This is a genomic window from Lysobacter sp. CA196 (genome assembly GCF_052078695.1).
In the GTDB taxonomy this organism is placed as follows: Bacteria; Pseudomonadota; Gammaproteobacteria; order Xanthomonadales; family Xanthomonadaceae; genus Lysobacter.
In genome coordinates this window covers 1-26,708 of sequence record NZ_JBQJIN010000007.1, presented here as the reverse complement: position 1 = coordinate 26,708, position 26,708 = coordinate 1, and the positions used below count along the sequence as shown (strand labels likewise).

The window sequence follows — 26,708 nt, the reverse complement described above, 5'->3', positions numbered from 1 at the left end:
CGCAGCCGGCCGCGCCACCGGCTCGCCTAGCATCTGCGCGCCCGGCTCTTGCAAGCGCCGCCTCCCCTTTCGACCGCGACCCTCGCCGCTTCGCAGCGGCGGCGGCCGCGAGCCCGCCGTTCCAAGTTCAGATGTCCCCGATGCCGCCGATGCGCCCCCACCGTTCCAACCTCGCCCTCGCCTGCCTCGCCGCGGTGCTCGCCCCTCAACTCGCCTACGCCGACACCGCTGCGGTCGACCTCGATGCGGTACGCGTGGTCGCCGCGCCGACGCCGGCGCGCTCGGTGGCCACCGCAAGCCGGCTCGGCCTGGACCCGGAGGACATCCCGGCGACGCTCGACGTGTTGGATCGCCACGACCTCCAGGCACGCGGCCTGCGCGACAGCGTCGAGGCCCTGCGCGCGATGCCCGGGGTCATGGCCGGCAATCTGCCGGGCCAGCCCGGCGTGGCCTCGATGCGCGGCTTCGCCAGCGGCGCGGTGTCCTATCTGTTCGACGGCGTGCGCCTGACCAGTTCGGGTTTCTCCTCGCGCAACTGGGACAGCTTCAATTTCGAACGCATCGAAGTGCTCAAGGGCCCGGCCTCGGTGCTGTACGGCGAAGGCGTGCTCGCCGGCGCGATCAACTACGTGCCCAAGAGCGCACAACTCGACGACCGCGGCGGCGAGCTGCTGCTCGGCTACGGCAGCCACGGCAGCGCGCGCCTCGGTCTCGACGGCAACCTGCCGCTCAGCGAGCGCCTGGCGATCCGCGGCGTGCTCAGCGCCAACCGCTCCGACGGCCACGTCGACGACACCGATTCGGCGGCGCTGGCCTTCAGCGGCTCGCTGCTGTGGCGCCCGAACGAGCGCTTGTCGGCCACGCTCGCGCTCGATCATCAGCGCGACGATTTCGACACCGCCTACTTCGGCACCCCGTTGGTGCCGCGCACGGTCGCGAGCGCACCGAGCGGACTGGTCGACAACGCCTTCGGTCTGGCGATCGATCGCGCTGCGCGCGAACGCAACTACAACGTCGGCGACGGCCGCATGGATGCGCATTCGACCTGGCTGCGTTCGCGTCTGGACTATCGCATCGACCAGGACTGGTCGCTCACCAACGAACTCAGCGTCTACGATGCCCAGCGCCGCTGGGACAATACCGAGGACTTCAGCTACAACGCCGCGACCGGCCTGCTCGACCGCAGCAGCTCGCGCATCCATCACGAGCATCGGGTCTGGAACCAGCGCCTGAGCCTGCGCCACGACGGCCGCCTCGGCGGGCGCCGGCACGTGTTCGCGGCCGGTTTCGAGTACAGCGACACCGACTTCTTCAACCTGCGCCGCTTCGGCCGCGCCATGCCGGTCGACTTGGCCGCGCATGAACGAGGCCGCTTTCCGGCCGATACCGCCGCCAACTTCCGCAATGGACGCAACGATTTCAGCACCCGGGTCGACGTCGCTGCCGTGTTCGTCGAAGACGCGATCAACCTGAGCCCGCGCTGGCTTCTGGTCGGCGGATTGCGCCACGAGCGCATCTCGCTGGATCGCGATGGTCTCGATCTCGACACCGGCTTGCGCAGCGGTTTCCATCGTCGCTTCAACCCCACCTCGTGGCGGCTCGGCAGCGTGTTCGATCTGCGCCCTGGCACCCAGTGGTATGCGCAATACAGCAACGCGGTGCTGCCGGTGAGTTCGTTCCTCACCATCAACCAGCGCAACAACGCCTTCGAGCTCAGCGAAGGCGATTCGATCGAAATCGGCCTGCGCACCCGATGGTTCGACGATCGCCTGCAACTGACCGCGGCCGCGTACCGCCTGCGCCAGGACGACATCCTGACCCGCGACCCGCTGCAGCCGGCGCTGACCGTACAGAACGGCCGCCAGTCCTCGCGCGGAATCGAGTTCTCGCTGTCGGCGCAGGCCACCCCGCGACTGCGCATCGACGCCAGCGCGGCCCTGCTGTCGGCGCGCTTCGACCGCCTGCTCGAAAGCGGCGGCATCGACCGCAGCGGCAACCGCCCCGCCAACGTGCCCGAACGCAGCGCCAACCTCGACGCCTGGTACCGCTTCGAAGGCTTGCCGCTGAGCATCGGCCTCGGCTTGCGCCATGTCGGCGATTTCTACACCGACAACGCCAACGCCTACCGGGTCCGTTCGCATACCGTCGCCGACGCCTCGGTCGCCTGGAAACCCTCATCCGCCAGCCGCTACAGCCTGCGCCTGCGCAATCTCGGCAATGCCTTCTATGCGCAGTGGTCGGGCTACAGCGCGACCCAGGTCTACCTCGGCGCGCCGCGCACGCTCGAGCTGACCTATTCGCACTCGTTCTGACATGGCCGCGGCCGCTCACGAGCCGTATCGCGCGGTCTGGCGCTGGCATTTCTATGCCGGCCTGTTCGTCGCGCCTTTGCTGTTGATCCTGGCGATCACCGGTTCGATCTATCTGTTCAACGAGGAGATCGAGGACGCGGTCCACCCGACCCTGCACTTCGCACCGGAACGCCTTGCTGCGCTGCCGCCGTCGCGCCTGATCGCCGCGGTACAGTCCGCGTATCCGGGCGCGGTGACGCGCATCGACCTGCCCTCGCAACCGCGGCGCACTGCGCAGGTGTTCGTGATGCCGACACAGGGCGAGCCGCTGCGGGTGTTCGTCGATCCCGGCACCGCCCGCGTCCACGGCGCCTTCGTCTACACCCGCACCCTGGTCGGTTTCGCCGACACCGTGCACGGCTCGCTGCTGCTCGGCCGCATCGGCGATGCCATCGTCGAATTGGCCGCGTGCTGGGCATTGCTGCTGATCGCGACCGGCCTGTATTTGTGGTGGCCGTCCGGTGCGGGCTGGTATCGCGCGTTGTGGCCCGACTTGCGCGCGCGCGGACGCGGCTTCTGGCGCAGCCTGCACGGCGCGGTCGGGGTGTGGACCTCGGCGCTGATCGTGTTCCTGATCCTCACCGGCCTGCCCTGGGCCGGGGTCTGGGGCGACCTGTTGCGTGCCGGCACGCAATCGTTCGGCATCGGCTATCCCGAGCAGCATCGCCATCATGGCCCGGCCAAGACCACCACCCCGACCATGGCGCAGGCCATCGGCGAAACCCCGTGGACCTTGCGCGACGCGCCGATGCCGGTATCCGCGCATGCGCATCACCACGGGCCTACCGGCGTATCGCGGGCGCCAGCGACCGACATCGGCATCGACGCCGCCGTGGGCGTACTCGCCGCACAGGGACTGGTCGCCGACTATCGCCTGTCGTTGCCGCAAAGCACCGACGGCGTCTACACCGCAGTGGTCTATCCAAACCGTCCACAAGGCCAGCGCAGCGTGCAGATCGACCGCTATCGCGGCAGCGTCGCCGCCGACACCGGCTTCGCCGATTACGGCTGGGCGGCGCAGGCGGTCGAGGTCGGCGTGCAGTTGCACATGGGCAATTACTTCGGCCGCGCCAATCAGCTGGTCATGCTGTTGCCGTGCCTGGGCGTGGTCGGCTTATGCCTCAGCGGCGTGTGGATGTGGTGGCGGCGGCGTCCGCGCGGCCGCCTCGGCGCGCCGCGCACCTCGACGCCAACCCAGGCGAAAACCGTCGTCGTCATCGCCGTGGCATGCGGCCTGCTGTTTCCCTTGCTCGGCGCATCGCTGTTGGCCGTATACGCGATCGACCGTTGGCTGATCGCGCGCCTGCCGCGCGTGCAGGCTGCGTTGCGATGAACCCTGCGCGATGGACCATCGCGATAAAAGCGACTACCGGCCCCGGTCCAGCGTACCGGGGCCAGTAGCGCCCCCTGCCGAGGACGCTGATGCATCGGTCCGGTCTAATCGACCCGGGCCGAAGCCTCGTCGCACCAGTGCGACGGCAGGGCCACCGCGCCCGACGGAGGGGCGGGCGGCGGTGTCCGGGCGGCGAGCCGCGTCGCAGTGCGACGCGGCTTCGCCTTGAGGCCGGTGCCGCGCGAGGCGACACGCTCGTTCTTGGAGATCGGTCGCGCGGCGCGCGCCTTGGCCTTGGCGATCGAACCCGCAGCCTTGAACGCGCCCAGCGGCTTGATCGGGCAATAGCCGTAGCTCGCCGGTGTCGCGGCCGCCGACGCGGTCGCACCTGCGTTCGAAGCTGCGCTCGCTAGCGCAGCCGCACCGCTGTCGATCGCCGCCGTTGCGACAGCCGGCGCCGACGCAACAGCCTTCGCGGTCGAAGTCGTCGTAGCCGCAGTGGCCGGATCGTCGTCGCCCGCATGGGCCTGGGCACCGGCCCACGACGCAGCGCGCGCGGCCGCGACTGCGGGCGTACCGCCCCAACCCAGGCGCAGGCCCATGTTGAGCGAATGCGCGCGGTCGTCGCTGCCGATGTCGCCGCGGTATTCGATGAATCCGCTGCTGACCGGGCTGAGCCGATAGGACAAGCCCAGGCCGACGTTCCAGCGATTGCGCTCGGCGGCGAAACCGTTGACGCCGAAGTCCGGCACGGCCGCGCCGGCGAAGGCATTGCGCGCGAACGGCCGGTCGTCCTGCAGGTCGTGCAGATAGCGGATGTCGGCGGTCGGTCGCCACTTGCGCGCGGTCTGACCTGGCAGGCCGGAGAAGCGCACGCCGATACCGGCGGTGGTCGCGTCGAAACTGTCGCTGCTCACCGCCAGGTTGGCGTCGCCGCCACCGCGTTCGCTGAAACGGATCGCTTCGAGCTTGCTGTAGTACACGCCGAGCAGGGGCTCGACGCGCAGGCTGGCGCCATCCCAGCGCCAGCCGGCTTCGAGCATGCCGTACACGCCGTCGCCGCTGAAATGCGCATCGGTGCGGGTATTGAAGGCGCCGACCGCGATCTCGCGCTCGGCGTCGTAGCTGGCATAGCTGTAGCCGACCGCGCCCTGGGTCCAGAACCCGCCCGGCGCATACAACCACTGGATGCCGACGTTGAACAGATCGGCTTCGACCTGGTCGTCGCGGCGGTCGGTTTCCATCTTCGAGTGGGCCATGCCCAGGTGGCCGCCGAAACGGAAGTTCGCGCCGGGCGAACCTTCCAGGCCCATCGCGAAGCCGGCGAGCGAGTTGTCGATGCCGGCCAGGCCTTCGCCGTCGAACTCGGCGCGGCCGCCGTACGCGGTCGCCCACAGGGTGCCGAGGGTGGCTTCGTCCTCGACGCCGGCATCGCGCACGCGGTCGAGTTGGCGAGCGACGCTGCGCTGCAGTTGCTCGGCGTTGTAGCGCTGGGCGCTGACGATGGACGCGTAAGTCTCGCCGCTGAGCGTGTCGAAGGCGCGTGGCGCCTGTGCCGCGGTGAGGCCGCGCGCGGCCGCGATCAGGGTCGGCAACTGGCCGCTGTCGGCGTCGGCGATCGTCTGCAAGGCATTGGCCACCGCCTGTTGATTGCCGCTCAGGCCGGGAAACTGATTGAAGCGAATGCCGCTGCCGCCGGCGTCGTGTTCGCTCAAGCGCAGGAACACGTCGTTGCCGATCGTCACCAGGGTCGCATCGAGGAACGGCAATGCGGTCTGCGACACGCCGGTGAAGGCGCCGCTGATCGTGCCGGCGTCGACGATGCGGTAGTCGGTGATCGGGGCGTAGCTGCCGGCCTGCGGAATCGCCACCACCTGGCCGCCGTTCAAGCTTGCCGTGCCCGCGACCACCACGCTGTCGGTGACGCCGGCGCCGGTCTGCCGCAGTTGCAGAGTCCCGCCGGGAGTGAAGCTCAGGCTGGCGACATTGAGTGACGCGCCGACCGATCCGTTGCCGCCGGCCGCACCCGTCGCCCCGGCCAGGCCGGAAGGCGCGAGGGTACCGCCGAGCGTCAACGCACCGGTCAACGCGCCATCCCCAATCAGTGCGCCGCCCGACGCGACCGCAGCATTGCCCGCAAGCGTGCCGTTGAGCACCAGGTTGCCGGCGATGGCGCTGTCGACGAAGTTGGCGGTGCCGCCGGCGGGCAGGATCAAGCTGCCTCCGGCAGCGAGGCTGAGCTGCTCGAAGCCGATCAACGAAGCCCAAGGCAAACTGCCCTCGCCGCTGCTGCCGACTGCGAAGGTGTCGCTGCCAGCGCCGCCGTTGATCGTGCCGGTGATGCCGGCCAGGTTCGCCAGCCTGCTGTAGAAACGGTCGTCGCCGCCGCCGAGATCGACCGCCCCGGCGATGGCGCCGGTCGCGCTGAGTTGGTCGACGCCGCCGCTGAAGTTGGCGCTGGTGCCGGCCGCCGAAGTGAAGCCGGCGGTAATCGGATTGCCGACGTTGAGGGTGCCGCCCTGCACCGATAACCCGCCGGCGAAACCCGAGACATTGCCGTTGAGCGTCAGCGCGGCGCTACCGGCCTTGATCAAGGTGCCGCTGCCCATCAGGGTACCGCTCAAGGTCAGCGCGTTGGCGCCTATCACGCTGAGCGCGGCGCCCGCGTCGACCTCGACGGCGTTGGCGAGGTCGATGCCGGCGACCGCGGCGCTGAGGTTGGCGTTGCCGCCGACGCTGAGCGCGCCGCTGCCGAGCGCGGTGGAACTGCCGAGCGCCAGGGTGCCGGCGTCGAGCTCGAAACCGCCGCCGAAGGTATTCGCCGCACCGAGCGTCAACGTGCCGCTGCCGTCGAAGGCGAGGCCGCCGGCGCCGCCGATGCTGCCGTTGAGCGCGAGATCGTTGCTGCCGCCGATGCCCAGCTGCGCGCCGCTCGCCAAGGTGATGGCATTGCCGAGCGCGATGGCGGGCGCGGTCGCGGTGAGTTCGGCATCGCCGTCGACGTTGAGCGTGCCGCTACCGAGGGCCAGATTGCTGCCGACGCCCAAGGTGCCGGCATTGAGGGTCACGCCGCCGAACAGGTTGGCGCCGCTCAGATCGAGCAGGCCGCTGCCGCTCATGATCAAGCCGCCGGCGCCGCCGATGACGCCGCTCAGCGAGAGGTCGTTGGCGCCGCTGACATCGAGCGAAACGCCGGCGCCGAGATTGATCGCATTGGCCAGGGCGATGTCCGGCGCGCTCGCGGTCAGGCCGGCGTTGCCGCCGACGTTCAAGGCGCCGCCGCCGAGGGCCAGATCCGCGCCGACTGCGAGGGTGCCGCCACCGAGGGCAATGCCGCCGTTGAAGGCGTTGCTGCCGCTGAGCGTGAGCGTGGCCGGGCCGTTGAAACTCAAGCCGCCGCTGCCGCCGATGGTACCGGCGAGGGCGAGGTCGTTGGCGCCGCCGATCGTGAGCCCGGCGTTGAGGTTGATCGCATTGCTCACGCTCAGCGCGGTACTGGCGTTGAGCGTGGCCGCGCCGTTGACCGACAGCGCGCCGTTACCGAGGGCGGTGTCGGCGCCGAGATTGAGCGTACCGGCCTGCAGGTCGAAACCCCCGCCGAAGCTGTTGGCGCCGTTGAGCGAGACCGCACCGATACCGGTCTTGATCAGCGAGCCGGCGCCGCCGATGGTGGCGCCGAAGCTGAGATCGGCGGCGCCGCCGAGGGTGAGGCCGGCACCGGAGCCGAGGTTGACCGCATTGCCGAGGGTCAAGGCTGCGCCGGTGCTGGCCAGGCTGGCGTTGCCGCTGACATCGAGCGTGCCGGTACCGAGCGAAGCGCTGCCGCCCAGCAGGAGATCGCCGGACGCGAGCGCGACGCCGCCGCCGAAGGTGTTGCTGCCGCCGAGCGTAAACGCACCGCTGCCGTTGATCGACACACCGCCGTCGCCGGCGATGCTGCCGTTGAGCGCGAGCGCGTTGGCGCCGCTCAAGGCGAGCGTGGTGCCGGTGGCGAGATTGACCGCGTTGGCCAGGGCGATGCCGGGCACGCCGGCGCTGAGGCCGGCATCGCCGCTGATGTTGAGCGACCCGGTGCCGAGGGCGAGGTTGTTGCCGACGCTGAGACTGCCGCTGGCCAGGTCGACGCCGCCGCCGAAGGCGTTGGCGCCGTTGAGGCTCAAGGTGGCGCTGCCGCCGTAGTTCAAACCGCCGGCGCCGGAAATCAGGCCGCCGAAGCCGATGTCGTTGGCACCGCCGATGCCGAGATCGGCATTCAGCACCACCGCATTGCCGAGGTCGACTGCGGCGGTGGAGCTGAAGTTCGCCGCACCGTTGACGGTCAAGCTGCCGAGGCCGAGCGAGGTGTTGGTGCCGATGCTGAGTCCGCCACCGAGCAGATTGATGCCGCCGGCGAACGCGTTGGCGTTGCCCAGGCTCAAGGTCGCCGCGCCGCTCTTGCTCAGGCCGCCGAGCCCGCCGAGGCTGCCGCTGAGGGCGAGGTCGTTGCTACCGAGGATGCCCAGCCCCGCATTGAGATTGAAGTTGTTGCCGAGACTGACCGCGGTGTTGGCGTCCAGGGTGCCGGCGCCGCTGACGGTCACCGCGCCACTGCCGAGGGCAGTGTTGCTGCCGACGGTCAGCGCGCCGCCGCCGAGATTGAAGCCGCCGGAAAAATTGTTGCTGCCGTTGAGCGTTAGCCCGGGCGCGCCGGCGAGGCTGAGACCGCCGGCACCGTTGATCGTGCCGTTGAGGGTCAACGCGCCGCCCCCGCCGCCGGCGCCGAAGTTGAGGGTGTTGTTGAGCACCAGGTTATTGGTCAGGGTCACACCAGCCGCGCCGGTCAAGCTGCCGGCGCCGTTGACGGTCAGGGTGCCGGTGCCGAGCGCGCTGTTGTTGCCGACGTCGATCGAGCCGGCCTGCAGCACGGTGCCGCCGCTGTAGTTGTTACTGCCGGTCAAGGCCAGTGCGCCACTGCCCAGGGTCAGGCTGCCGGCGCCGTTGATGTTGCCGCCGAGGGTCAGCGTGCCGGCGCCATTGAGCGCCAATGCGCCGTTGAGCTGTACCTGATTGGTCAAAGTGCCGGTGAAGGCGGTGTTGAGCGTCGCCGGGCCACCGACCAGCAACAGGCCGGTGCCGAGCGAACCGGCGCTGCCGAGGGTGAGGCCGCCGGCGTTGAGCGCCAGGCCGCCGCTGAAGTTGTTGCTGCCGAGCAGCGATAGCGTGCCGGTACCATTTTTGATCAGGCCGCCGGCGCCGCTGACGGTGCCGCCGAGGCTCAGGCTGTTAGGGCCTTGCACGATCAAGCCGCCGCTGAGGTTGACGTTCTGCGCCAGGGTCAGGCCCGGCAACGAGGCCTGGATCGCGCCGCCGTTCGCGGTCAGGGTGCCGGTGCCGAACGACAGCGAGTTGTCGAACACCGACAGGCCGCCGTTGAGGGTCGCATTGCCGCTGACCACCGCGCCGCTCAGGGTCCATGTGCCGCTGTTGACGGTCAGGTTTTCGAAATTGAGGTATTGCAGCCCCGAGACCGAACCGCTGCCGCCGGTGCCCGAGCCCGGGCCGGCGACGGTGTTCTGCAACACCAACGTGTCGAAGCCGCCGACGCCGGCATCGACCGTGCCGGTCCCGGCGAAGGTCAGCAAGCTCGGTGGAATGGAAGGCGTCGGTATGGTCACCGGCGGCAGCGGAATCAGCGGATTGCCGAGCGAGGAACCGGTGACCGCGACGAAGGTGTCGTTGCTGAGGGTGGTGCCGAGCGAGACGCTGCCGTTGATGGTGCCGGCGTTGACGAAGAGGTTGCCGCCGCTGCCTGGGCTGGAGAACGCGACCCGACCGGTGATCGTGCCGGTGTTGGTGAAATTGACGTTGCCGCCGCCGTAAATGGCCACCGCGACCGAGTTGACCGGGTCGAACAGGCCCAGCGCGCTCATGCCGATCGAGCCGCTGTTGGCGATGGTGGTGGCGCCGGTGTTGGCGATCAGCATGGCCGTGCCGCCGAGACCGAAGGTACCGTCGAAGGTGCCTTCGATCGACCCCTGGTTGTTGATGGCGACGTTGCCGCCGGCCGGTGCGATCAGGTTGCCGACCGACAGCGCGCGCGCCAGCACCAGCGAGCCGGCGGCATTGGCGTCGATCGCGCCGAGATTATTGAGGGTCAGGCCGTTGCCGCCGAAGGTCATCGCGGTGCCGCCCGGCAGCGTGCTCATGATCGCGCCGGCCTGGACGGTGACGTCGAGGTTGTTGGAGTTGCTGAGGAAGCTGTTCGGATTCGGCGGCAGCAGGATCGGCACGCCGGTGCAACTGACCGTGGCGCCATCGCTCGGCGCAGCCGGTGTGCACGCGGCCCGGGCCTGGCCGGCGAACATCTGCAGCGCGATCAGCAGCGGGATCGCCTGGGCGATGCCGCGGCTGAGGGGATGTAGGCGAAGACGACGCGCATCTGCGGGCATGAACGTTCCTCCGTTAGCCAAAGTTGGCACGACGGGGACGGTCGAAGGACGAGGACCTTCGATTACAACGGCGTCACGCCCGTGCCAACGACGAAGCCGGGCGCTGACCCGGCCATCCGACAACGACGAGATCCAGTTTCGACAATGACGAACGACAGCTACGAGCGACAGCGGCGAACGACAACGTGCAGCGGGTGAGTCGATTCGCGACAGCAGAGAACGAAACGCCGTGGCGAGTCTGTGCGATCGCGTAGCAGTTTATTGATCGGTTTGCGTTGCGAACTCACGCTCGCTCACGCGGATTCAGGCAGATGTATGTAGCTCACCGAAATTCACCGCCTGCGCTTCAAATCCCACCAAAACGAACGGCCCGGCTGCATGCGCAACCGGGCCGTTCGTCGTCGCGTGCTCGCGGCGGCGCAGCGAGGGCTGCGCCGCCAGCGTATCGATCAGACCAGGGTCAAGGTCACGTCGATGTTGCCGCGGGTCGCGTTGGAGTACGGGCAGACCACGTGGGCCTTCTCGACCAGCGCCTGCGCCTGGTCGCGCGGCAGGCCCGGCAAGGAGATCTTCAGTTCGACTTCGATGCCGAAGCCGGTCGGGATCTGGCCGATGCCGACGCTGCCGTCGATCGCCGCGTCGGCGGGCAGCGCGATCTTCTCGCGGCCGGCGACGAACTTCAGCGCGCCCATGAAGCAGGCCGAATAACCGGCAGCGAACAGCTGCTCCGGGTTGGTGCCGTCGCCGCCGGCGCCGCCGAGTTCGCGCGGCGTGGTCAGCTTGGCGTCGAGCGCGTTGTCGGAAGAGACGGCGCGGCCGTCGCGGCCGCCGGTGACGTGAGCATGGGCGGTGTAGAGGACTTTTTCGATGGACATGGTGAGGCTCCGGTGGGATGGGTGATGGATGATGGCGGGTTGCGGGCCCGCCGGAATGAATCGATGGCTATTTAATCGCACACTACTTACAAGCTCGATCGACGCGGGCCGCACGGGCCGGCATCGCTCAACCGTTTCGGATCAGACTCTCGCGCAGACTTTCGAGTTGCTGCTTGATCAGCGCCAGTTGCTCGTAGGAGCAACCTTCGACCGCGCACGACACGCCATGCGGAATGCCCTGGGCCTTGGTCTTCAGCGCGCGCCCGGCCTTGCTCAACTCGATGATGACCTGGCGCTCGTCGTTGGCGGCGCGGGTACGCGTGACCAGGCCGGCGGCTTCGAGCCGCTTCAACAGCGGCGTCAGCGTGGCCGAATCGAGGAACAGGCGTTCGCCGATCTCCGACACCGTCACCTCGTCGCGCTCCCACAGCACCATCATCACCAGGTACTGCGGGTAGGTCAGGCCGAGCTTGGTCAGCAGTTTGCGATAGACCTTGTTGAGCGCCAGGCTGGTCGAATACAGAGCGAAGCATAGCTGGTCGTCGAGCAACAGGGTCGGCTGCGGCGATTGGGCGGGGGCGGCGGGCTTCTTCATGGCGCTCAATTTACATAGCGCGCTATTTAATAGCAAGCACTGATAAGCGCCGAATCGGGTCCCGGAGTGTTCCAGCGGTGGATTGAATCCCAGGCGAGCCCTGCGAGTTCGGCTCCGTCGAAGTAGGCAGGGCCTGCTTCGCAAACCGACAGCAGGAAGGAACTCGTGGCGCCCCTCACCGCCGTCATCGCCGCGCAGGCGGGGATCCAGAGACTTCAAAGCGATGCCTCGATAAAACCCTGGGGATCCAGACACTTCAGGCCATGCATCAGTAAAGCGATGACGTCCCGCCAAGCCGCAACATGACCAAGACACTTCCCGCCGCGCGCGCCCTATCGCAGTATCGGCCGATGCGAACGCTCACCCTGACCCTGGGGCTGACCGCCCTGATCGCCGGCTGCGCCGGCACGCCGGCGTCTTCCACTGCCGAGCCCCCGAGCGCCGACTTGGCCCGGTCCGAACGTATCGACACTTGGATGCGCGACTACGCCGGCACCGGCCCTGGCGCCTCTTTGCTGGTGCTGCGCGACGGCCAGCCGGTGTTGCGCCGGGGCTACGGCCGGGCGGTGGTCGAGACCGGCACCGCGGCAACCCCACAAACCAATTACCGCCTGGCCTCGATCAGCAAGCAGTTCACCGCCGCGGCGGTATTGCTGCTGGCCGAGGACGGCAAGCTCGGCCTCGACGACCCGATCAAGCGTTGGCTGCCGTCGCTGCCCAAGGCCGCCGATGCCATCACGATCCGCCAGATCCTCAGCCACAACTCGGGCCTGATCGACTACGAAGACGTCATGCCGCCGCAGTACGACGACCGCGACCGGCAGATGCACGACCGCGACGTTCTGCGCGTCCTCGAAGGCTAGGACCGCACCCACTTCGTCCCCGGCCAAGCCTATCGCTACAGCAACAGCGGCTACGCCCTGCTCGCGCTGACGGTCGAGAAAGCCTCGGGCCAGAGCTTCGCCGGTTTCCCGCGCGAACGCATCTTCCTGCCACTCGGCATGCGCGATACCGTCGCCTACGAACGCGGCGTGTCCGAGGTCGCACACCGCGCCTATGGCTATAGCTTCGAGCAGGACCGCTGGACCCGCACCGACCAGAGCCCGACCAGCGCCGTGCTCGGCGACGGCGGCATCTATTCCTCGATCGACGACCTGACCCGCTGGGACGCAGCCCTGTACGACGACCGCTTGCTCAGCGACGCGTCGCGGCGCTTGGCCTTCAGTCCGCATACCTCCACCGACTTGGCGGATGTCGCCTATGGCTACGGCTGGCGCATCACCGACGAGACCCTGTGGCATTCCGGCGAGAGCATCGGCTTTCGCAACGTCATCGTGCGCTATCCGCAGCGACGGCTGACCGTCGTGCTGTTGAGCAATCGCAACGACCCCGAGCCGTATCGCCTCGCATTGCGGATTGCGGAGCTGTATTTGCCGGTGGGCGCGCAGTCGGATCGCTGAGGCCATCGTCGGCGGAGGCTTGCGCGATGCCCTCACCCTGACCCTCTCCCGCAAGCGGGAGAGGGAACCGAAAGCCATGCGCTCTTAGCCCCTTTCTCGCTTGCGGGAGAGAGGACTAAAGCCGCCCGCTCTTAGCCCCTCTCCCGCTTGCGGGAGAGAGGTTGGGGTGAGGGGAAACAGTTGGGGTGAGGGGAAACAGGCGTTGCGAATGCCTAGGTCGAAGCGCAACGCCGAGAACCGAAGGCCCTCGCCCTAGCCCTCTCAGCCCTGCACTGCCTACGGTCGCCGTAAACGCGAGAGGAAAGAGGAGCTCAGCCCCTCACCTCACCGGAAAATCGAACGCCGTCTGCGGCGTAGGCTCCGGCTTGTAGGTGTAGTGCCACCACTCCAGCGGATAGTTCTCGAAACCTTCGCGACGCATCGCCGAGCGCAGCAGTTCGCGATTGGAGCGCTGCCGGGCACCGACGTTCGGCGAGGCGGTATGCGCGGTTTCGTCGAAGAAGTCGAAAGGCGTGCCCATGTCCATCGGCTCGAAGCGGTCTTCGCGCAGTTCCAGCAGGCTCAGGTCGACGGTGGCGCCGCGACTGTGGCCGGAGGTCGGCGAGATGTAGTCGCCGAGCAACTCACGTTTGTCGAGGTTCGGGTAGTACTGCGGCTTGCCGCGCTGATCGGCGAGGTCGCCGGCCCAGGCGACGAAGTCCCGGACCGCGCGCACCGGCCGGTAGCAGTCGTATATCTGCAGCATCAAGCCCTGCGGCCGCAGGCTGCGTTCGACCCGGGCCAAGGCCTGGGCGACGCGCTCGTGCAGATAGCAACCGGCGGCCTCGTATCCCTTCACTGGGCGGCCGACGAAGTTGTCGCGGCCGGCGTAGCGGATGTCCAGGGAGATGTCCCAGACCAAAGATCGGATCTCGACCATGCCCCCGGCGGCGGCATCGGTCGCCGGCGAAACCTCGGGTGCGACGCTGTGCGGCTTCGTCGGCACCGGCGCTAGCGCAGGCGTAGCGACGCAGGCGCTCAGCGCCAGGACGAGGCTCAACTCAAGGGCGGCTCTCAACCCTGGGGCAGTCGCCGACGCGCACGAACGCCAGGTCTTCGTAGTCGTAGCTGAAATCCGCATCGGGATCGACCTTCGCCAGTGTCAGGGTAACGGCGCCGTCGGCCGAAGTCTGGAAGTCGAGCCAAGCCTCGGCGTCGATTTCGTCTGCGGCCCAATCGACCAGCAGGCGCTCGCCGACGCTCATGATCTTACCCTTGAGCAAGGGCGACTTGCGCGCGGCGAACTCGACTCCGTCGCCGCGTGCGCAAACCACGGCCTCGCCGAACCACGGGTCGCGATAGACGCCCAGGCGATCGCGCAGCATCGACGGGCGGATCGCCGTGCGCTTCGAGGTATCCGGCGCGCGCATCGCTGTCGGCGCCTGCGCTTCGCGCTCCTGCGTTTCGTGCTCGAGCGCATCGGCGTAATAACCGACCGAGCGGGCCCGGGCCGGCGCGGTGTAGCGCTCGCTCAGGACCTGGTCGAGCACGCTGCGCGCCTGTCCAGCGTCGCCGTTGATCAACACGACGAAGCCGCTGCGACGCTCGGGCAACAAGGTCACCAGCGAGTACATGCCCATCAGGGTACCGGTGTGCGAGACCTTGAGCAGGCCGTCGGCATCGCTGAGCCGCCAACCGTAACCGTAGGCAGCGAAATGTGTGCGGCTCCATTCGCGTTGCCGCTTCGAGACGGTCATCGCCATCTGCGGTCGCCACAGTTCCTCGCGCTGCTGCGGCGACAGCCAGGGTTTGCCGTCGGCGCCCGCGCGTTGCGGATCGAGCCAGGCACCGATCAAGGCGGTCATGTCGCGCAGACTGCAGCGCACGCCGCCGGCCGGGTCCATCGTCGTCGCCGCGATCTGCGCACCGTCACGGCGCACCACGACATTGCGGCCATCGCGCTGCACATGCGGTTGTGCAACATCGCCGAGCGCATCGCGGCTCCAATCGCCGATCTGACAACGCGACAGCCCCAGCGGCACGAATACTTCGCGGCGCAGCAAGGTCTCGTACGGCGCGCCGCCCGCCGCGGCGGCCACTTCGCCGGCGACGATGTAGAGCAGGTTGTCGTAGTCGTAACGCGAGCGGAAGCTGTGCACCGGTTTGAGATAGTGCAGGCCGTGCAGGATGTCGGCACGGGTGAACGTGTTCGGCTCCGGCCACAGCATCAGGTCGCCGGCACCGGCGCGCAGGCCGCTGTTGTGGATCAGCAGGTCGCGCACCTGCATCTCGCGCGTGACCCAATCCTCGTGCATGCGGAAACCCGGCAGATGCCGGGTCACCGGGTCGTCCCAGCGCAGCTTGCCGGCATCGACCAGGCGCGCCAGCAAGGCGGTGGTCATCGACTTGGTGTTCGAAGCGATCTTGAACAGGCTGTCGGGCGTGATCGCCGCGCCCTCGCCGGCCACCAACTCGCCTGCGGTGCGCTGATAGGTCACGGCGCCGTCTTCGACCACGCCGATCGCGAGCCCAGGCAGGCGGTAGCGCGCCATGGCGTCGTCGAAGATACGGTCGAGCGCTCGCCGGTTCGCGTCATCGGCGTCCGGCGTGCCGGCACGACCCGCCGCCGCGCCCGCCAGGGGCACCGCGACGATCGCCAGAATAAAAATCAGGGCCGGCCAACGGGGTCTGTGTCGCATCGGGCGGCCCTGCGGGAAAGAACGGCGGCCCCATCCCGGGGCCGCCAACGGGTACACCATCAGAAATCCACGGACACGGTCAGCTGGGCGTAGCGCGGGCTCTGGTAGCCGGTGCCGTAACGGTAGAACTCGTTCGGCACGCCGATGCCGGTCTCGAACTCGTCGTCGACTTCGAGCTTGCGCTGGTTGTTGAGCAGGTTGTAGACCGCCAGCTTGACCCGCAGATCGGCTTCGCCGATCGAGCGCTGATAAGTCAGGCTGGCACCGATGTCGAAGGTCCACGGCAGGTGCCCGCCCGAACCGCGGCGACGCAGCTCGTACACGCGCTGCGAAGCGTCGGCGGTGCAGTTGGACACGCACACGTAGAAGCTGTGGTAGCTGGTGTCGTCGAACGGATTGCCCTTGCCGAAGGCGTTGATCGGCCGGCCCGACTGCGCGTTCAAGGTCGCGCCCACCGACCAGTGGTCGTCGAAGGCGTAGGCGCCGCGCAGCTTGATCTGGTGGCGGCGGTCGTTCGGCAGGGGGCCGTTGCCGTTCAAGTTCACGAACGGGTCGTCGAAGGACTCGGTGCGGCCGGTGTTGTCGAAACCGAAGTCCGAGTTAGACGGGCCTTCGGCGTTACCCTCGCTCTTGGACCAGGTATAGGACGCATTGAAGGCCCACTTGTCGTCCCAGGCGCGGTCGAGCATGAACTCCAGCGCGCGGTAGCTGCGCTTGGGCTTGACCCAGCCGCGCTCGCCGACGTAGTTGCCGTCATCGTCGTACAAAGCCCAGCCGGCGCGCGAGGTGTCGATGGTGACGAAACCGTCGTTGGTGCCGTCGCAGTTGGTGTCGGTGTAGAGGGTGACGTCCTTGCCCGGGTTGGCCATGACGTAGCCGATGCTGCCGGGTTCGCCGCCGCACAGGATGCCGTTGGAGGTGATTTCCATGTCGTCGATGGCGTTGTGCAGGCGACGGTAGATGCCGCGCACGCCCCACGACCAAGTGTCGTCGATCATCGACTGGAAGCCGAGGATGGCCTCGTCCTGGTAGACCGGGTCGATGTCGGCGTCGACCTCGCTGCGCAGGTCGCCGACGGTGCCGTCGCCCTGGCTGTTGTCGACCGCGCCGATCTGCGCGCCCAGAATCGGGCGGTAATAGGTCGAGCCGTTGTACTGGAACGGCTCCAGGCCGTTGAACACGTAGAAGGTGCGCTCGTCGAGGAAGGCGCCAGCCTGCTTGACGTTGATCTGATTGACGATCGGCAGGAAGTAGCGGCCGACGTTGCCGAACACCTTGGAGCGGCCGTCGCCCTTGAAGTCCCAGGAGAAGCCCAGGCGCGGCGCGACCATGTCGTCGATCTTGATGTAGGTGTTGCCTTCGCCGTTCTTGTTGTCGAAGCCCTCGATGCGCACACCGGCATTGAGCATGAAGTCCGGGGTGATCTGCCAGTTGTCTTCGAGGTAGTAGGCCGAGTTGATCGACTCGAAGTTGCCGCGCACTTCCTGCTGGCGCGCGCGCACGTAGGCGGTCACGCCGGCCGGCACGACGCCGCCGTTCTCCAAGGTGGTGCCCGGACGGGTCGGGTAGATCTGGAAGAACTTGCGCGACGGCCCCGGGTAGAAGCTCTCGTTCTCGGAGGTGTTGACCTCGCGGTCCAGGCCGAAGCGCAGCAAGTGGTTGCCGAGCTGCCACTCGAAGTCCAGGCGCGCGGCTTCGCGCTTGTCCAGGCCGACCTCGATCTGCGCCGACGACACGCAGCCGATCTGCGGCAGGCCGGCGACGCGGCGGTCCTGCACCGCATCGCAGGCGATGTCGTTGAGGCTGCTCTGGATGCGGTCGCGCTTGTTCTCGCCATACAGCGCCTTCATCGAGAAGTTCTCGGTGAGGTAGCCGGTGTAGGTCAGCGCCCAGTTGGTGCCGCCGGCCTCGTTGAACTGGGTGTTGGAGCGGTTGCCGCGCTGGCCGGCGTCGAAGTCGTACTGATAGTTGTCGGTGGTGGTCTCGTTCTTGTCCGAGAAGGCCAGGAATTCGAGCAGATGCTTGTCGCTGATCTGCCAATCCAGCTTGGCGCCCCAGAAGCCCTTGTCGGACTTGCCCTTGAAGAAGGTGCTGCCGGCGTCGTTGGTGCTTTCCGGCTGATAGTCGCGGAACTCGTACATCGCGTAGAAGAACAGCTTGTCCTTGACGATCGGACCGGAGGCGTGGACGTTGAGGTTGGTGCGGTCGTACTGGTCCTTGCTGGCGATGCGGAACGGATTACCGTCGGCGTCGTAGTGGTTCTTGCCCTTGGACTGCAGCGAAGCCGGTTCCCACACCAGCTCGGCGCCGTAGCGGAACTCGTTGGTGCCCGACTGGGTCACCGCATTGATCACGCCGCCGGTGGTGCGGCCGTACTCGACCGAGTAGCCGCCGGTCTTGACCTGGAACTCCTTGAAGAAGCCGAACGGCACCGAGGAGAAGCCCACCCGCTTGTAGAAGTCGGTGACGTTCAGGCCGTTGATGTAGACCGCGTTCTCCGACACCGACGAGCCGCCGAACGAGGCACCGCCGTACTGGCCCTGGATCACGCCGGGCGCGAGCAAGGCCACCGACTGCGCGTCGCGGCCGACCGGCACGCGTTCGAGTTCGGCCTTGGTGACGTTGGTCGCCGACTCGGTCGAACGCACGTCGACCGGCGAGATCACCCGCGAGCCGATTACCTGCACGGCACCGAGATTGGTCGCATCGCCGAGGTTGATGTTGGCCTCGTTGCCCAGACTCACCACCACCTCGATCGGCTGGCCGACCGCGGCGCCGTCCTTGCTGGCCTGCAGCTGATAGGTGCCGATCGGCAGGAACGGGAAGCGGTAGTTGCCGCTCTCGTCGGCCTTCACGGTGCGGGTGAAACCGGTCTCGGTGCTGCGCACCGTGACCTCGGCGCCGGCGGTCACCCGGCCGGCGAGCGAGCCGTCGGTGTTGGCCGCCAGCGCCGGCTGCAGCGCCATCGAAGCAAGGCAGATCCCCATCGCCATGCACAGCCCGGACTTACGCAAGGTCTTGCCGTTCATACCGCACTTCCTCCCCAGAATGATGGACGCCGCTCCGCCTGCTCAAGCCTTGGCGGGCAGCACTTGTGTCTCGTAGTCGTAATCCCATTGGTCGAAGTAGAGATTTCCCCCTTCCCACTCGACCTCGCCCCGTTGCGAATCCACGGTTTCGGAGCGTTCGTGCGTCTTGGCCGGGACGAAGTCGCGGCCGTAGTCGTCGTTGTACGCGATGCGGTAGGCATCGAAGCCGCCGAAATAGAAGTCGGCGAGCTGCGCATCGGACGAATCGAAACGGCCGGTCGTGACATCGACCGGCATCCAGCCGTAGGGCGCCAGATACATCCAGGCCCAGTCGTGCATGTTGGTGTAGCCGTCGTCGCCGTAGACCCAGCCCGACTGCCAGCGCGCCGGGATGCCGTTGAGGCGCAGCAGGGTCATCAGCAGCAAGGTCTGCTGGCCGCAGTCGGCATGGCCGGCGTGCAGGGCGTAGTCGCTGATGTTGGAGATCGTCGAGTACTCGCGCGCGCCGGCCCAGGGAATGCGGTCGACCGCGGCATAGAGTTTCTTGGCGATGCGGTAAGGATTGGTTTCGTCGCCCACCACCTCGCGCGAGAACTTGCGCAGCGCGTCGGTGTAGACCATATGCGGCGCGCGTTCGCCCAGATACGGCCGGGTGTGTTCGTCCAGCGGCGCCGGCACCACCTTGTCCGGGTCGATCGCGCGGTACTGGCCGTACACGGTCAACTCGTACTGCACCTGGAACTTGGTCGGCTGGCCGGCCTGCGCGGTTTGTTCCAGATAGATCGTGCGCTGCAGCGCCGACTCCGGCGCGATGCGATGGCGGGCCGGGGCACTGGCGAGATAACGGATGCCTTCCTGCTGCCGCGGCAGGGCACGCGGGTACGGCAGCCAGGCGCGCACCGTCTTGCCGGCCGGCACCGCATCGACTTCGACGGTCAGCGACTGGGTCACGCGCACGCGCCGCGGCGCGGCATGGGCCAGCCCGCTCTTGAGCGCGGCATCGCGTACTTCGGCGTGATGGGCGTTGAGCACTTCCATCGGCCCATGGCTCAGCGGCTTGGCGCCGGGCTTGCGGCGCGCCAGCGCCTGCTCGCTGAGCCGGAACAGGTTCGACGGCGCGCGTTGGAAGTAGCGTTTGTCGCCGTCGATGATGATGTACTCGAGCAGGCCGGCGCGGTCCCAGGCGGCGAACTCGTCGGCATGCAGGTCGGGGATCTGTTCGCGCAGCTTGGCCTGGGCCCGGGCTTCGTCGAGGGTGAAATCCAGACGGATGCGGCGCATGCGTTCGCGCTCGAACGCCAGCGCCTGGCGCTGCGGCGCGGTCAACCCGGGGCGGGCCAGGGCCTCGTCGATGCGGGCGCGGGCGCCCTCGAAATGGCCGGTGTCGACCAAGGCGACGATGGCCGCAAGGCGCTCGCCGGCATCGTCCGTGGCCGCGCCGTCGGCCCAGGCCGGCGCGGCCACGGCCAGCGCCGCGGCCAGCACGGCCGCCCGCCAACTCCCAGCGAAGAAGACGATGGCCCTCGCGCGGGGAGCGATAAACAGCAGGTCAGTCACGGGATCCATACCTGGTGTCACCCACGCGGGGGCCATCGATTCATGGCTGTGTAACATGAAGGGCGGACCCGGTCAATAAATTATTCTCTATCTATTTTTTGTAGGAAGTATGTATTCTGCGGACCGACCCGACGTCGCGCGTTCGTCGAAGCCGGGTGGGTGCCGGACGACCGGCATCGGGCCTGTGACGGCGCGCGGGATCGGCCCAGCGCGCCCGGAGCTTGAAGCGATGCCTGACGACATTCGCCACCCGCAGCATTCCCACGGCCGCACCGCGTTGTTGCTCGCGGCATGGCTGGCCGCCACGCAACTGGGCGCGACGCCGGCGCTCGCACGCGAGACGCCGCGCACGCCGGCGACCGGCATAACCGGAACGGGCTCGATAGAGACCGGCGTGATCGGCATCGAGGAGGGGCAATTGAACGCGGACTACTGGATACGCCAGCAGACCCAGCCCGACACGACGATACTCGACCGCAAAGCGATCGCCGCGCAGAACCAGCGCCTGCATCGGCTCGACCCGTCGGTGCACGATATCGAACATCTGCCGGCAAAACTGCGACGTGCGCAGGTGCATGAATGGATCGCGGCGCTGTCGCAGGCACGCGAGGAAACCCTGTACGACGAGCGCGGCGAGGAAGTACCCGCGCTCACTTTGCAGCTACTCGGCGACGCCCTGGCGCTGGACGCGATCCCGGCGCAACAGGTCACGCGCTACGGCATGGTCGTGCGCCGCGCCGACCTGCGCACCTTCCCGACCCGGCTGCGCGTGTTCACCTCGCGCGGCGACACCGACATCGACCGCTACCAGGAGAGCGCGCTGTTCCCGGGCACGCCGGTGGCGATCGCGCACGAGAGTCTCGACGGCCAGTACTGGTTCGTGGTCAGCGAGCTGTACGCGGCCTGGGTCGAGAAAGACCGCATCGCCGAGGGCGAGGCCAAGCCGATCTTCGCCTACACCCGCAAGGCGCCCTATCTGGTGGTGACCGGCGCGACCGCACGCACCGTGCATGCCCCCGAACAACCCGGCGTGTCCGACCTGCAATTGGAGATGGGCGTGCGCGCGCCGCTGCTCGCCGACTGGCCGGCCGAGCGCCCGGTCAACGGCCAACACCACTACGCTTCGCATGTGATCGAGTTGCCGTATCGCGACGGCGCGGGGCGTTTGCAGTTTTCCCCGGCCTTGCTGCCGCGCACCTCGGATGTTTCCGCGGACTATCTGCCGCTGACGCAGGCTAACTTGGTCCGCCAGGGCTTCAAGTTCCTCGGCGAACGCTACGGCTGGGGTCACTCCTACAACACCCGCGACTGCAGCGGCTTCGTTTCCGAGATCTACCGCAGCTTCGGCGTGCAGCTGCCGCGCAATACTCGCGACCAGGCGGTCAGCCCGGCCTACAACCGCATCGAGCTGGCCGACGACGTCAGCCACGACGATCGCCTGAAGATCCTCAAGACCCTGGAAGTCGGCGACCTGATCTACATCCCCGGCCACGTGATGATGGTGGTCGGCCACGAGGACGGCTGGCCCTACGTGATCCACGACACCACCGGCATCACCTTCCGCGACCGCACCGGCGAACTGGCGCGCGTGCACCTCAACGGCGTCTCGGTGACCCCGCTGGTGCCGCTGCTGTTCAACCGCGAGCAGCCGACCGTGGACCGGATCACCAGCATTCAACGTATACGTCCATGAGCGGGGCCATCCGCGCCGGAGAGCGATCCCTCTCCAAGCAGGGGGCGCTGACTTCACATCGCCGTCGATACCCTCCGAAGTAGCGTCGCCGAGCGCCGCCACCCTCCCAACCACCGAACACGCCGAACGAACCAAGACCCTACCGACCACATGAAGATCACCGACATCCGATTCGGCATGCTGCGGGTACCGCTCAAGACCCCGTTCAAGACCGCGCTGCGCACGGTCGACGTGGTCGAGGACATCGTCGTCACCGTCCACACCGACACCGGCCACATCGGCTACGGCGAAGCGCCGGCGACGGCGGTGATCACCGGCGACACCCACGGCTCGATCGTCGAGGCGATCCGCAAGTTCATCTCGCCGCGCCTGATCGGCGAGGAGATCGCCAACCTCAACCGCATCACCGGCCTGATCCAGGGCGCGCTGGAGAAGAATTCCAGCGCCAAGGCCGCGGTCGAGATCGCGGTCTACGACCTGTGGGGCCAGCTTTACGGCGCCCCGCTGTACAAGATGCTCGGCGGCGGCGACCCGGTCATCACCACCGACATCACCATCAGCGTCGACTACATCGAGAAGATGGTCGCCGACTCGATCGCCGCGGTCGACCGCGGCTTCGAGTCGCTGAAGATCAAGGTCGGCAAGGACATCGGCGTCGACATCGAGCGGGTCAAGGCGATCTATGCCGCAGTCGAGGGCCGCGCCCTGCTGCGCCTGGACGCCAACCAGGGCTGGACCGCCAAGCAGGCGGTCTATGCCCTGCAGACCCTGGAAGACGCCGGGGTGCGCCTGGAACTGGTCGAGCAGCCGGTCAAAGCGCAGGACCTCGACGGCATGAAGTACGTCACAGATCGGGTCCACACCCCGATCATGGCCGACGAGAGCGTGTTCGGCCCGGCCGAGGTCATCGACCTGATCCGGATGCGCGCGGCCGACATCATCAACATCAAGCTGATGAAGACCGGCGGCCTGTCCAAGGCCATCCAGATCGCCGACATCGCCGCCATGTACGGGGTCGAATGCATGATCGGCTGCATGATCGAAACCAGCATCAGCGTCGCCGCCGCGGTCCACCTGGCGGTGGCCAAGTCCAATGTGATCACCAAGGTGGATCTGGACGGTCCCTCGCTGTGCGCATTCAATCCGGTCGACGGGGGAGTTATCTTCAACGAATCGGAGATCACGGTGACCGACGCGCCGGGCCTGGGCATCCGCGAGATCCGCGGCCTGGAACCGCTCGACGTCTGAGCCGCGGCTCCGGTTTCGCCACAGGATTAGCCGTACAGGACTGGACCCGCCGATGTCGCCCTTGCTCAAGATCCGCTCCGAACGCGACCAGATGTCGGCGATCGAACGCCGGATCGCCGATTACCTGCTCGAGAACGCGCACCTGCTGCGCGACTATTCCTCGCAGCAGCTCGCCAACGCGCTCGGCATCAGCCAGTCCAGCGTGGTCAAGTTCAGCCAGAAGCTCGGCTTCAAGGGCTATCCGGACCTGAAGTACTCGATCGGCGAGGCGGTCGCGCGCGGCCACGGCCACGACGACGCCCACGCGGTCGAATCGGTCCACGCCGACCCGCATGCGGCCTTGGCCGAGCGCCTGTGGCACGGCAAGGCCCGCGCCGAGGAGGAAACCCGGCTGATCAACCCGGCCGAGCGCATCGACGCCATCGCCGAGCTCATCCAGGACGCGCGCCGGGTCTTCATCATCGGCCTGGGCGAGGACGGCATCCCGGCCCGCGCCCTGGCGATGAAGCTGGCGATGATCGGCATCCTCAGCGTCCACCATTTCGACCCGGTGCTGATGACCGCGAGCACCGCCACCGCGAACCAGAGCGACCTGCTGCTGGTGTTCTCCGAGCTCGGCAAGCAGACCGCGCTGTGCCACCTCGCGCGGACCTTCGGCGAAGCCGGCGGCAAGGTGGTCTCGGTGACCCGCCACACCCCCAACCCATTGCGCGCCCATGCCGACTTCTCCCTGCTGGTCTCGGCCCACGACGAGCGCGCCCACGTCGAGCCGCTGTTGTACCAGTCGGCGCTGCAGCACTTGCTCGACCTGATTTTCATCCTGCTGTGCGAACGCGGCCAGGGCCGGCTCAGCCAGCTCGACAGCAACGCCGAACGCATCCAGGACATGCTCGACACCTGATGCCGCACGATGCGCCGCGAGGAATCCCCATGCTCCGGTCCTTCCGTTTGCCCTCGTCCGGGCGCGATTCCGCCTCTCCAGCCAGGCCCGGGGCCAGGCTCGAGTCCGCTTCGGGGCGGCGCTGGTGCGCCGGCCTCATCGCGGCGGGACTGGCCCTGATGCTGGCCGGCTGCGCCACGACCGGCACCGACCGCTACGGCGGCGAAACCAATCAGGCCGGGCAATTGGTGGTCGTGACCACGACCGACTGGGACGCCGATCAGGGTCGGCTGCAGCGCTTCGAGCGCGTCGGCGACCATTGGCGCTCGATCGGCGACGCGGCCGAGGTGACGATCGGCCGCGCCGGTTCGGCTTGGGGCCTCGGCCTGCATCCCGCGCAGCAGGACGGCCCGGTCAAGCGCGAAGGCGACGGCCGCGCCCCTGCCGGCCTGTTCCGCATCGGCACCGCCTTCGGTTACGCCGACCGCGTCGCGACCGCCCTGCCCTACAGCGCGATGACCGCGTCGGATTACTGCATCGACGTCAGCGGCTCGCCCTTGTACAACCGCATCGTCGATGCCAAGACCGTCGGCGAGGCCGCGGTCGCCGGCTCCACCGAGCCGATGCGCCGCGACCTGCATGCCGGCGGCGACCAACGCTATCGCCAGGGCTTCGTGATCGAACACAACCCCAACGGCGTCGCCGACGCGGGCAGCTGCATCTTCGCCCACCTGTGGAAAGCCCCCGGCGAAGCCACCGCCGGCTGCACCGCGATGGACGACGGCGAGATGAATCGCCTGCTGGCGTGGCTGAGGCCCAACGCCCAGCCGGTGTTCGTCTTGTTGCCACAGGCGCAGTACGCACGGCATTGGCGCGCGTGGGGGCTGCCGGAGCCTGCGGGGCATTGAGCGCAACGCCGCCGCATCGTCACTGCGCGGTCGCGGCTACAAAGGCAGCGTCTGAGTAAGGCAGCGGTGCCGCCTGCCCTGTAGGAGCGACGTGAGTCGCGACCGCGGGACGCGCGGAATCTGCAGCGCCCGCGTCATCGATTGGAGGAGCGCACCGTCGCGGGGGTAGGAGCGGCGCAAGCCGCGACCGCGCCGCATCGATCTCGCGCCGATACCGACCGCAGCCCGTCAGGGTAGGAGCGGCGCAAGCCGCGACATCGTCGTTGCGGTCTCGCTTCGGATCGACCTAGCAAGATCAGGATCAGGATCAGGATCAGGATCAAACGCTAAAAGCTTCCGCCACTAAAGCGGCGGGTTACTTTCTTTTGTCTAAAGCAACAAAAGAAAGGTAAACCAAAGAAGTTGCTTCCTTTGAATCACAAGCCCGCACGAGCGATGCATCCGCGGTGATTTTTCATACGGGACATCCCTGTCCCGATGAAAAACGACGCGCATCCCTGCGCGCCGCCCTCCGGGTCTTCGTTTGCCTTCGCTAGTGCGAGACGGCGCACAGCCATGGCAGAGGCAGAGGCAGAGGCAAAGGCAAAGGCAAAGGCAAAGGCAAAGCAATCTGCCACGCAATAAACCAACATCCACCCCACGACCAAGCCGGCCCGGGTGCACGGTCGCGTCTACAAAGGCTGCGTCTGAATCAACAGGCGACGTCCTCTCCCCTGTAGGAGCGACGCAAGTCGCGACCACGCAGCCTCCAGATCGCCACGTCGTTATCGCAATGCCGCGGTCGCGGCTTGCGCCGCTCCTACCCCAAAGCGATGCCGGTGCCGGTGCCGCTGCGGTTGCGGTTGCGGTTGCGGTTGCGGTTGCGGTTGCCGTTGCCGTTGCCGTTGCCGTTGCCGTTGCCGTGAAAGCTTGGCGCAGTGCCGAATTCCCGATGCAACCGTAGACCCGGAGGGCGGCGCACAGGACGTGCGCCGTTTTTCGATAGGACAAGGATGTCCTATCGAAAAATCCCGGCGCACGCTTCGAACTCGCAGGGGAGCTTCGTCAAGGAAGGCCTTTTCTTTGGTTAGCTTTCTTTTGGGCCAGCAAAAGAAAGTAACCCGGCCGCGTCAGCGGACGGAAGCTTTTTGCTCTTGATGTTGCATCATCGCCTTGCGGCCGGAAACGCCGCAGCCGGACACAGCGCGGTCGCGGCTCGCGCCGCTCCTACCCCAAAGCGGTGCCGTTGCTGTTCCTGTTGCTGTGAAAGCTTGGCGCAGCACCGAACTCGCGATGCAACCGTAGACCCATAGGGCGGCGCACAGGACGTGCGACGTTTTCCGATAAGACGGGGATGTCTTATCGGAAAATCCCGGCGCGCGCAGCGAACTCGCACGGGAGCTCTGTCAAGGAAGGCCTTTTCTTTGGTTTGCACTGTCAACGTCTAAGTGCAGCAAACGAATCGAAGACACTCTGACGAACTTTCGCTGCTAACTCCGGCATGCCCAGTTCGCGCAAGAACACCACGGCGGGGAACTGATAGCCCAGCGACGCTCGCGGCCGGGTGTTGAATTCGTGAGCGATTCGATCCAATTGCCGTTGCGTGTAACCCGATAGATCGGTGCCCTTCGGAAAGTACTGCCGGAGCAGACCGTTGGTGTTCTCGCAAATCCCGCGCTGCCAAGGACTGCCTG

General features: G+C 67.4%; 15 protein-coding genes and 1 pseudogene. 7 read left to right on the top strand and 9 right to left on the bottom strand.

Features of this window, described 5'->3' with window-relative positions:
* Positions 1 to 149: 149 nt before the first annotated feature.
* The gene (locus tag ACTOWK_RS08630; RefSeq protein WP_441329769.1) at positions 150 to 2,312 is read left to right on the top strand and encodes a TonB-dependent receptor; all 2,163 of its coding nucleotides are present in this window, start codon (positions 150 to 152) and stop codon (positions 2,310 to 2,312) included.
* Position 2,313: 1 nt separating this feature from the next.
* A complete protein-coding gene (locus ACTOWK_RS08625) occupies positions 2,314 to 3,684 on the top strand; it encodes a PepSY-associated TM helix domain-containing protein (RefSeq protein ID WP_441329768.1) in 1,371 nt (456 codons plus the stop codon).
* Positions 3,685 to 3,788: 104 nt separating this feature from the next.
* Here ACTOWK_RS08625 and ACTOWK_RS08620 read toward each other — a convergent pair whose 3' ends face one another.
* From ACTOWK_RS08620 to ACTOWK_RS08610, 3 genes are all read right to left on the bottom strand, one after another.
* Entirely contained in the window at positions 3,789 to 10,112 is a 6,324-nt protein-coding gene (locus ACTOWK_RS08620) for an autotransporter domain-containing protein (protein WP_441329767.1), read from the bottom strand.
* 449 nt (positions 10,113 to 10,561) lie between these two features.
* Complete coding sequence (locus ACTOWK_RS08615) at positions 10,562 to 10,987, bottom strand: organic hydroperoxide resistance protein (RefSeq protein WP_441329766.1); 426 nt, start codon at positions 10,985 to 10,987, stop codon at positions 10,562 to 10,564.
* A 127-nt stretch (positions 10,988 to 11,114) separates the two neighbouring features.
* The gene (locus tag ACTOWK_RS08610) at positions 11,115 to 11,582 is read right to left on the bottom strand and encodes a MarR family winged helix-turn-helix transcriptional regulator (protein WP_441329765.1); all 468 of its coding nucleotides are present in this window, start codon (positions 11,580 to 11,582) and stop codon (positions 11,115 to 11,117) included.
* 350 nt (positions 11,583 to 11,932) lie between these two features.
* Here ACTOWK_RS08610 and ACTOWK_RS08605 point away from each other — a divergent pair.
* Positions 11,933 to 13,042: pseudogene (locus ACTOWK_RS08605) on the top strand (serine hydrolase domain-containing protein).
* 319 nt (positions 13,043 to 13,361) lie between these two features.
* On the opposite strand, the gene ACTOWK_RS08600 reads toward ACTOWK_RS08605, so the two are convergent.
* Genes ACTOWK_RS08600 through ACTOWK_RS08585 form a run of 4 tightly spaced genes read right to left on the bottom strand, consistent with a single transcriptional unit; the run spans position 13,362 to position 20,306 of the window.
* Positions 13,362 to 14,081, bottom strand: coding sequence for a M15 family metallopeptidase (locus tag ACTOWK_RS08600; protein ID WP_441329764.1), 720 nt, complete (start codon positions 14,079 to 14,081; stop codon positions 13,362 to 13,364).
* A gap of 1 nt (position 14,082) precedes the next feature.
* Complete coding sequence (locus ACTOWK_RS08595) at positions 14,083 to 15,720, bottom strand: serine hydrolase (RefSeq protein WP_441329763.1); 1,638 nt, start codon at positions 15,718 to 15,720, stop codon at positions 14,083 to 14,085.
* Between the two features lie 59 nt (positions 15,721 to 15,779).
* Complete coding sequence (locus tag ACTOWK_RS08590; protein WP_441329762.1) at positions 15,780 to 18,749, bottom strand: TonB-dependent receptor; 2,970 nt, start codon at positions 18,747 to 18,749, stop codon at positions 15,780 to 15,782.
* Positions 18,750 to 18,791: 42 nt separating this feature from the next.
* Positions 18,792 to 20,306: a transglutaminase-like domain-containing protein gene (locus tag ACTOWK_RS08585; protein WP_441329761.1), complete on the bottom strand. Its 1,515-nt coding sequence runs from the start codon at positions 20,304 to 20,306 to the stop codon at positions 18,792 to 18,794.
* Positions 20,307 to 20,535: 229 nt separating this feature from the next.
* Between ACTOWK_RS08585 and ACTOWK_RS08580 the strand changes: the two genes are divergently transcribed.
* The 4 genes from ACTOWK_RS08580 (at position 20,536) to ACTOWK_RS08565 (ending at position 25,035) form a co-directional block, all read left to right on the top strand.
* On the top strand, positions 20,536 to 21,999 hold the full coding sequence (locus tag ACTOWK_RS08580) for a C40 family peptidase (RefSeq protein WP_441329760.1): 1,464 nt from the start codon (positions 20,536 to 20,538) through the stop codon (positions 21,997 to 21,999).
* A gap of 150 nt (positions 22,000 to 22,149) precedes the next feature.
* Positions 22,150 to 23,247 carry a dipeptide epimerase gene (locus ACTOWK_RS08575; RefSeq protein ID WP_031373019.1) on the top strand — a complete coding sequence of 366 codons (1,098 nt, stop codon included), beginning with the start codon at positions 22,150 to 22,152 and terminating at the stop codon, positions 23,245 to 23,247.
* Positions 23,248 to 23,299: 52 nt separating this feature from the next.
* Positions 23,300 to 24,148, top strand: a complete 849-nt coding sequence (locus ACTOWK_RS08570; RefSeq protein ID WP_223620724.1) for a MurR/RpiR family transcriptional regulator — start codon at positions 23,300 to 23,302, stop codon at positions 24,146 to 24,148.
* A gap of 158 nt (positions 24,149 to 24,306) precedes the next feature.
* The gene (locus ACTOWK_RS08565) at positions 24,307 to 25,035 is read left to right on the top strand and encodes a L,D-transpeptidase family protein (protein ID WP_441329759.1); all 729 of its coding nucleotides are present in this window, start codon (positions 24,307 to 24,309) and stop codon (positions 25,033 to 25,035) included.
* 799 nt (positions 25,036 to 25,834) lie between these two features.
* Here the strand turns inward: ACTOWK_RS08565 and ACTOWK_RS08560 are convergent.
* Positions 25,835 to 25,972 carry a hypothetical protein gene (locus ACTOWK_RS08560; protein ID WP_441329758.1) on the bottom strand — a complete coding sequence of 46 codons (138 nt, stop codon included), beginning with the start codon at positions 25,970 to 25,972 and terminating at the stop codon, positions 25,835 to 25,837.
* Positions 25,973 to 26,451: 479 nt separating this feature from the next.
* A partial coding sequence (locus tag ACTOWK_RS08555; protein ID WP_441329757.1) for a transposase occupies positions 26,452 to 26,708 on the bottom strand: 257 nt, incomplete at its 5' end.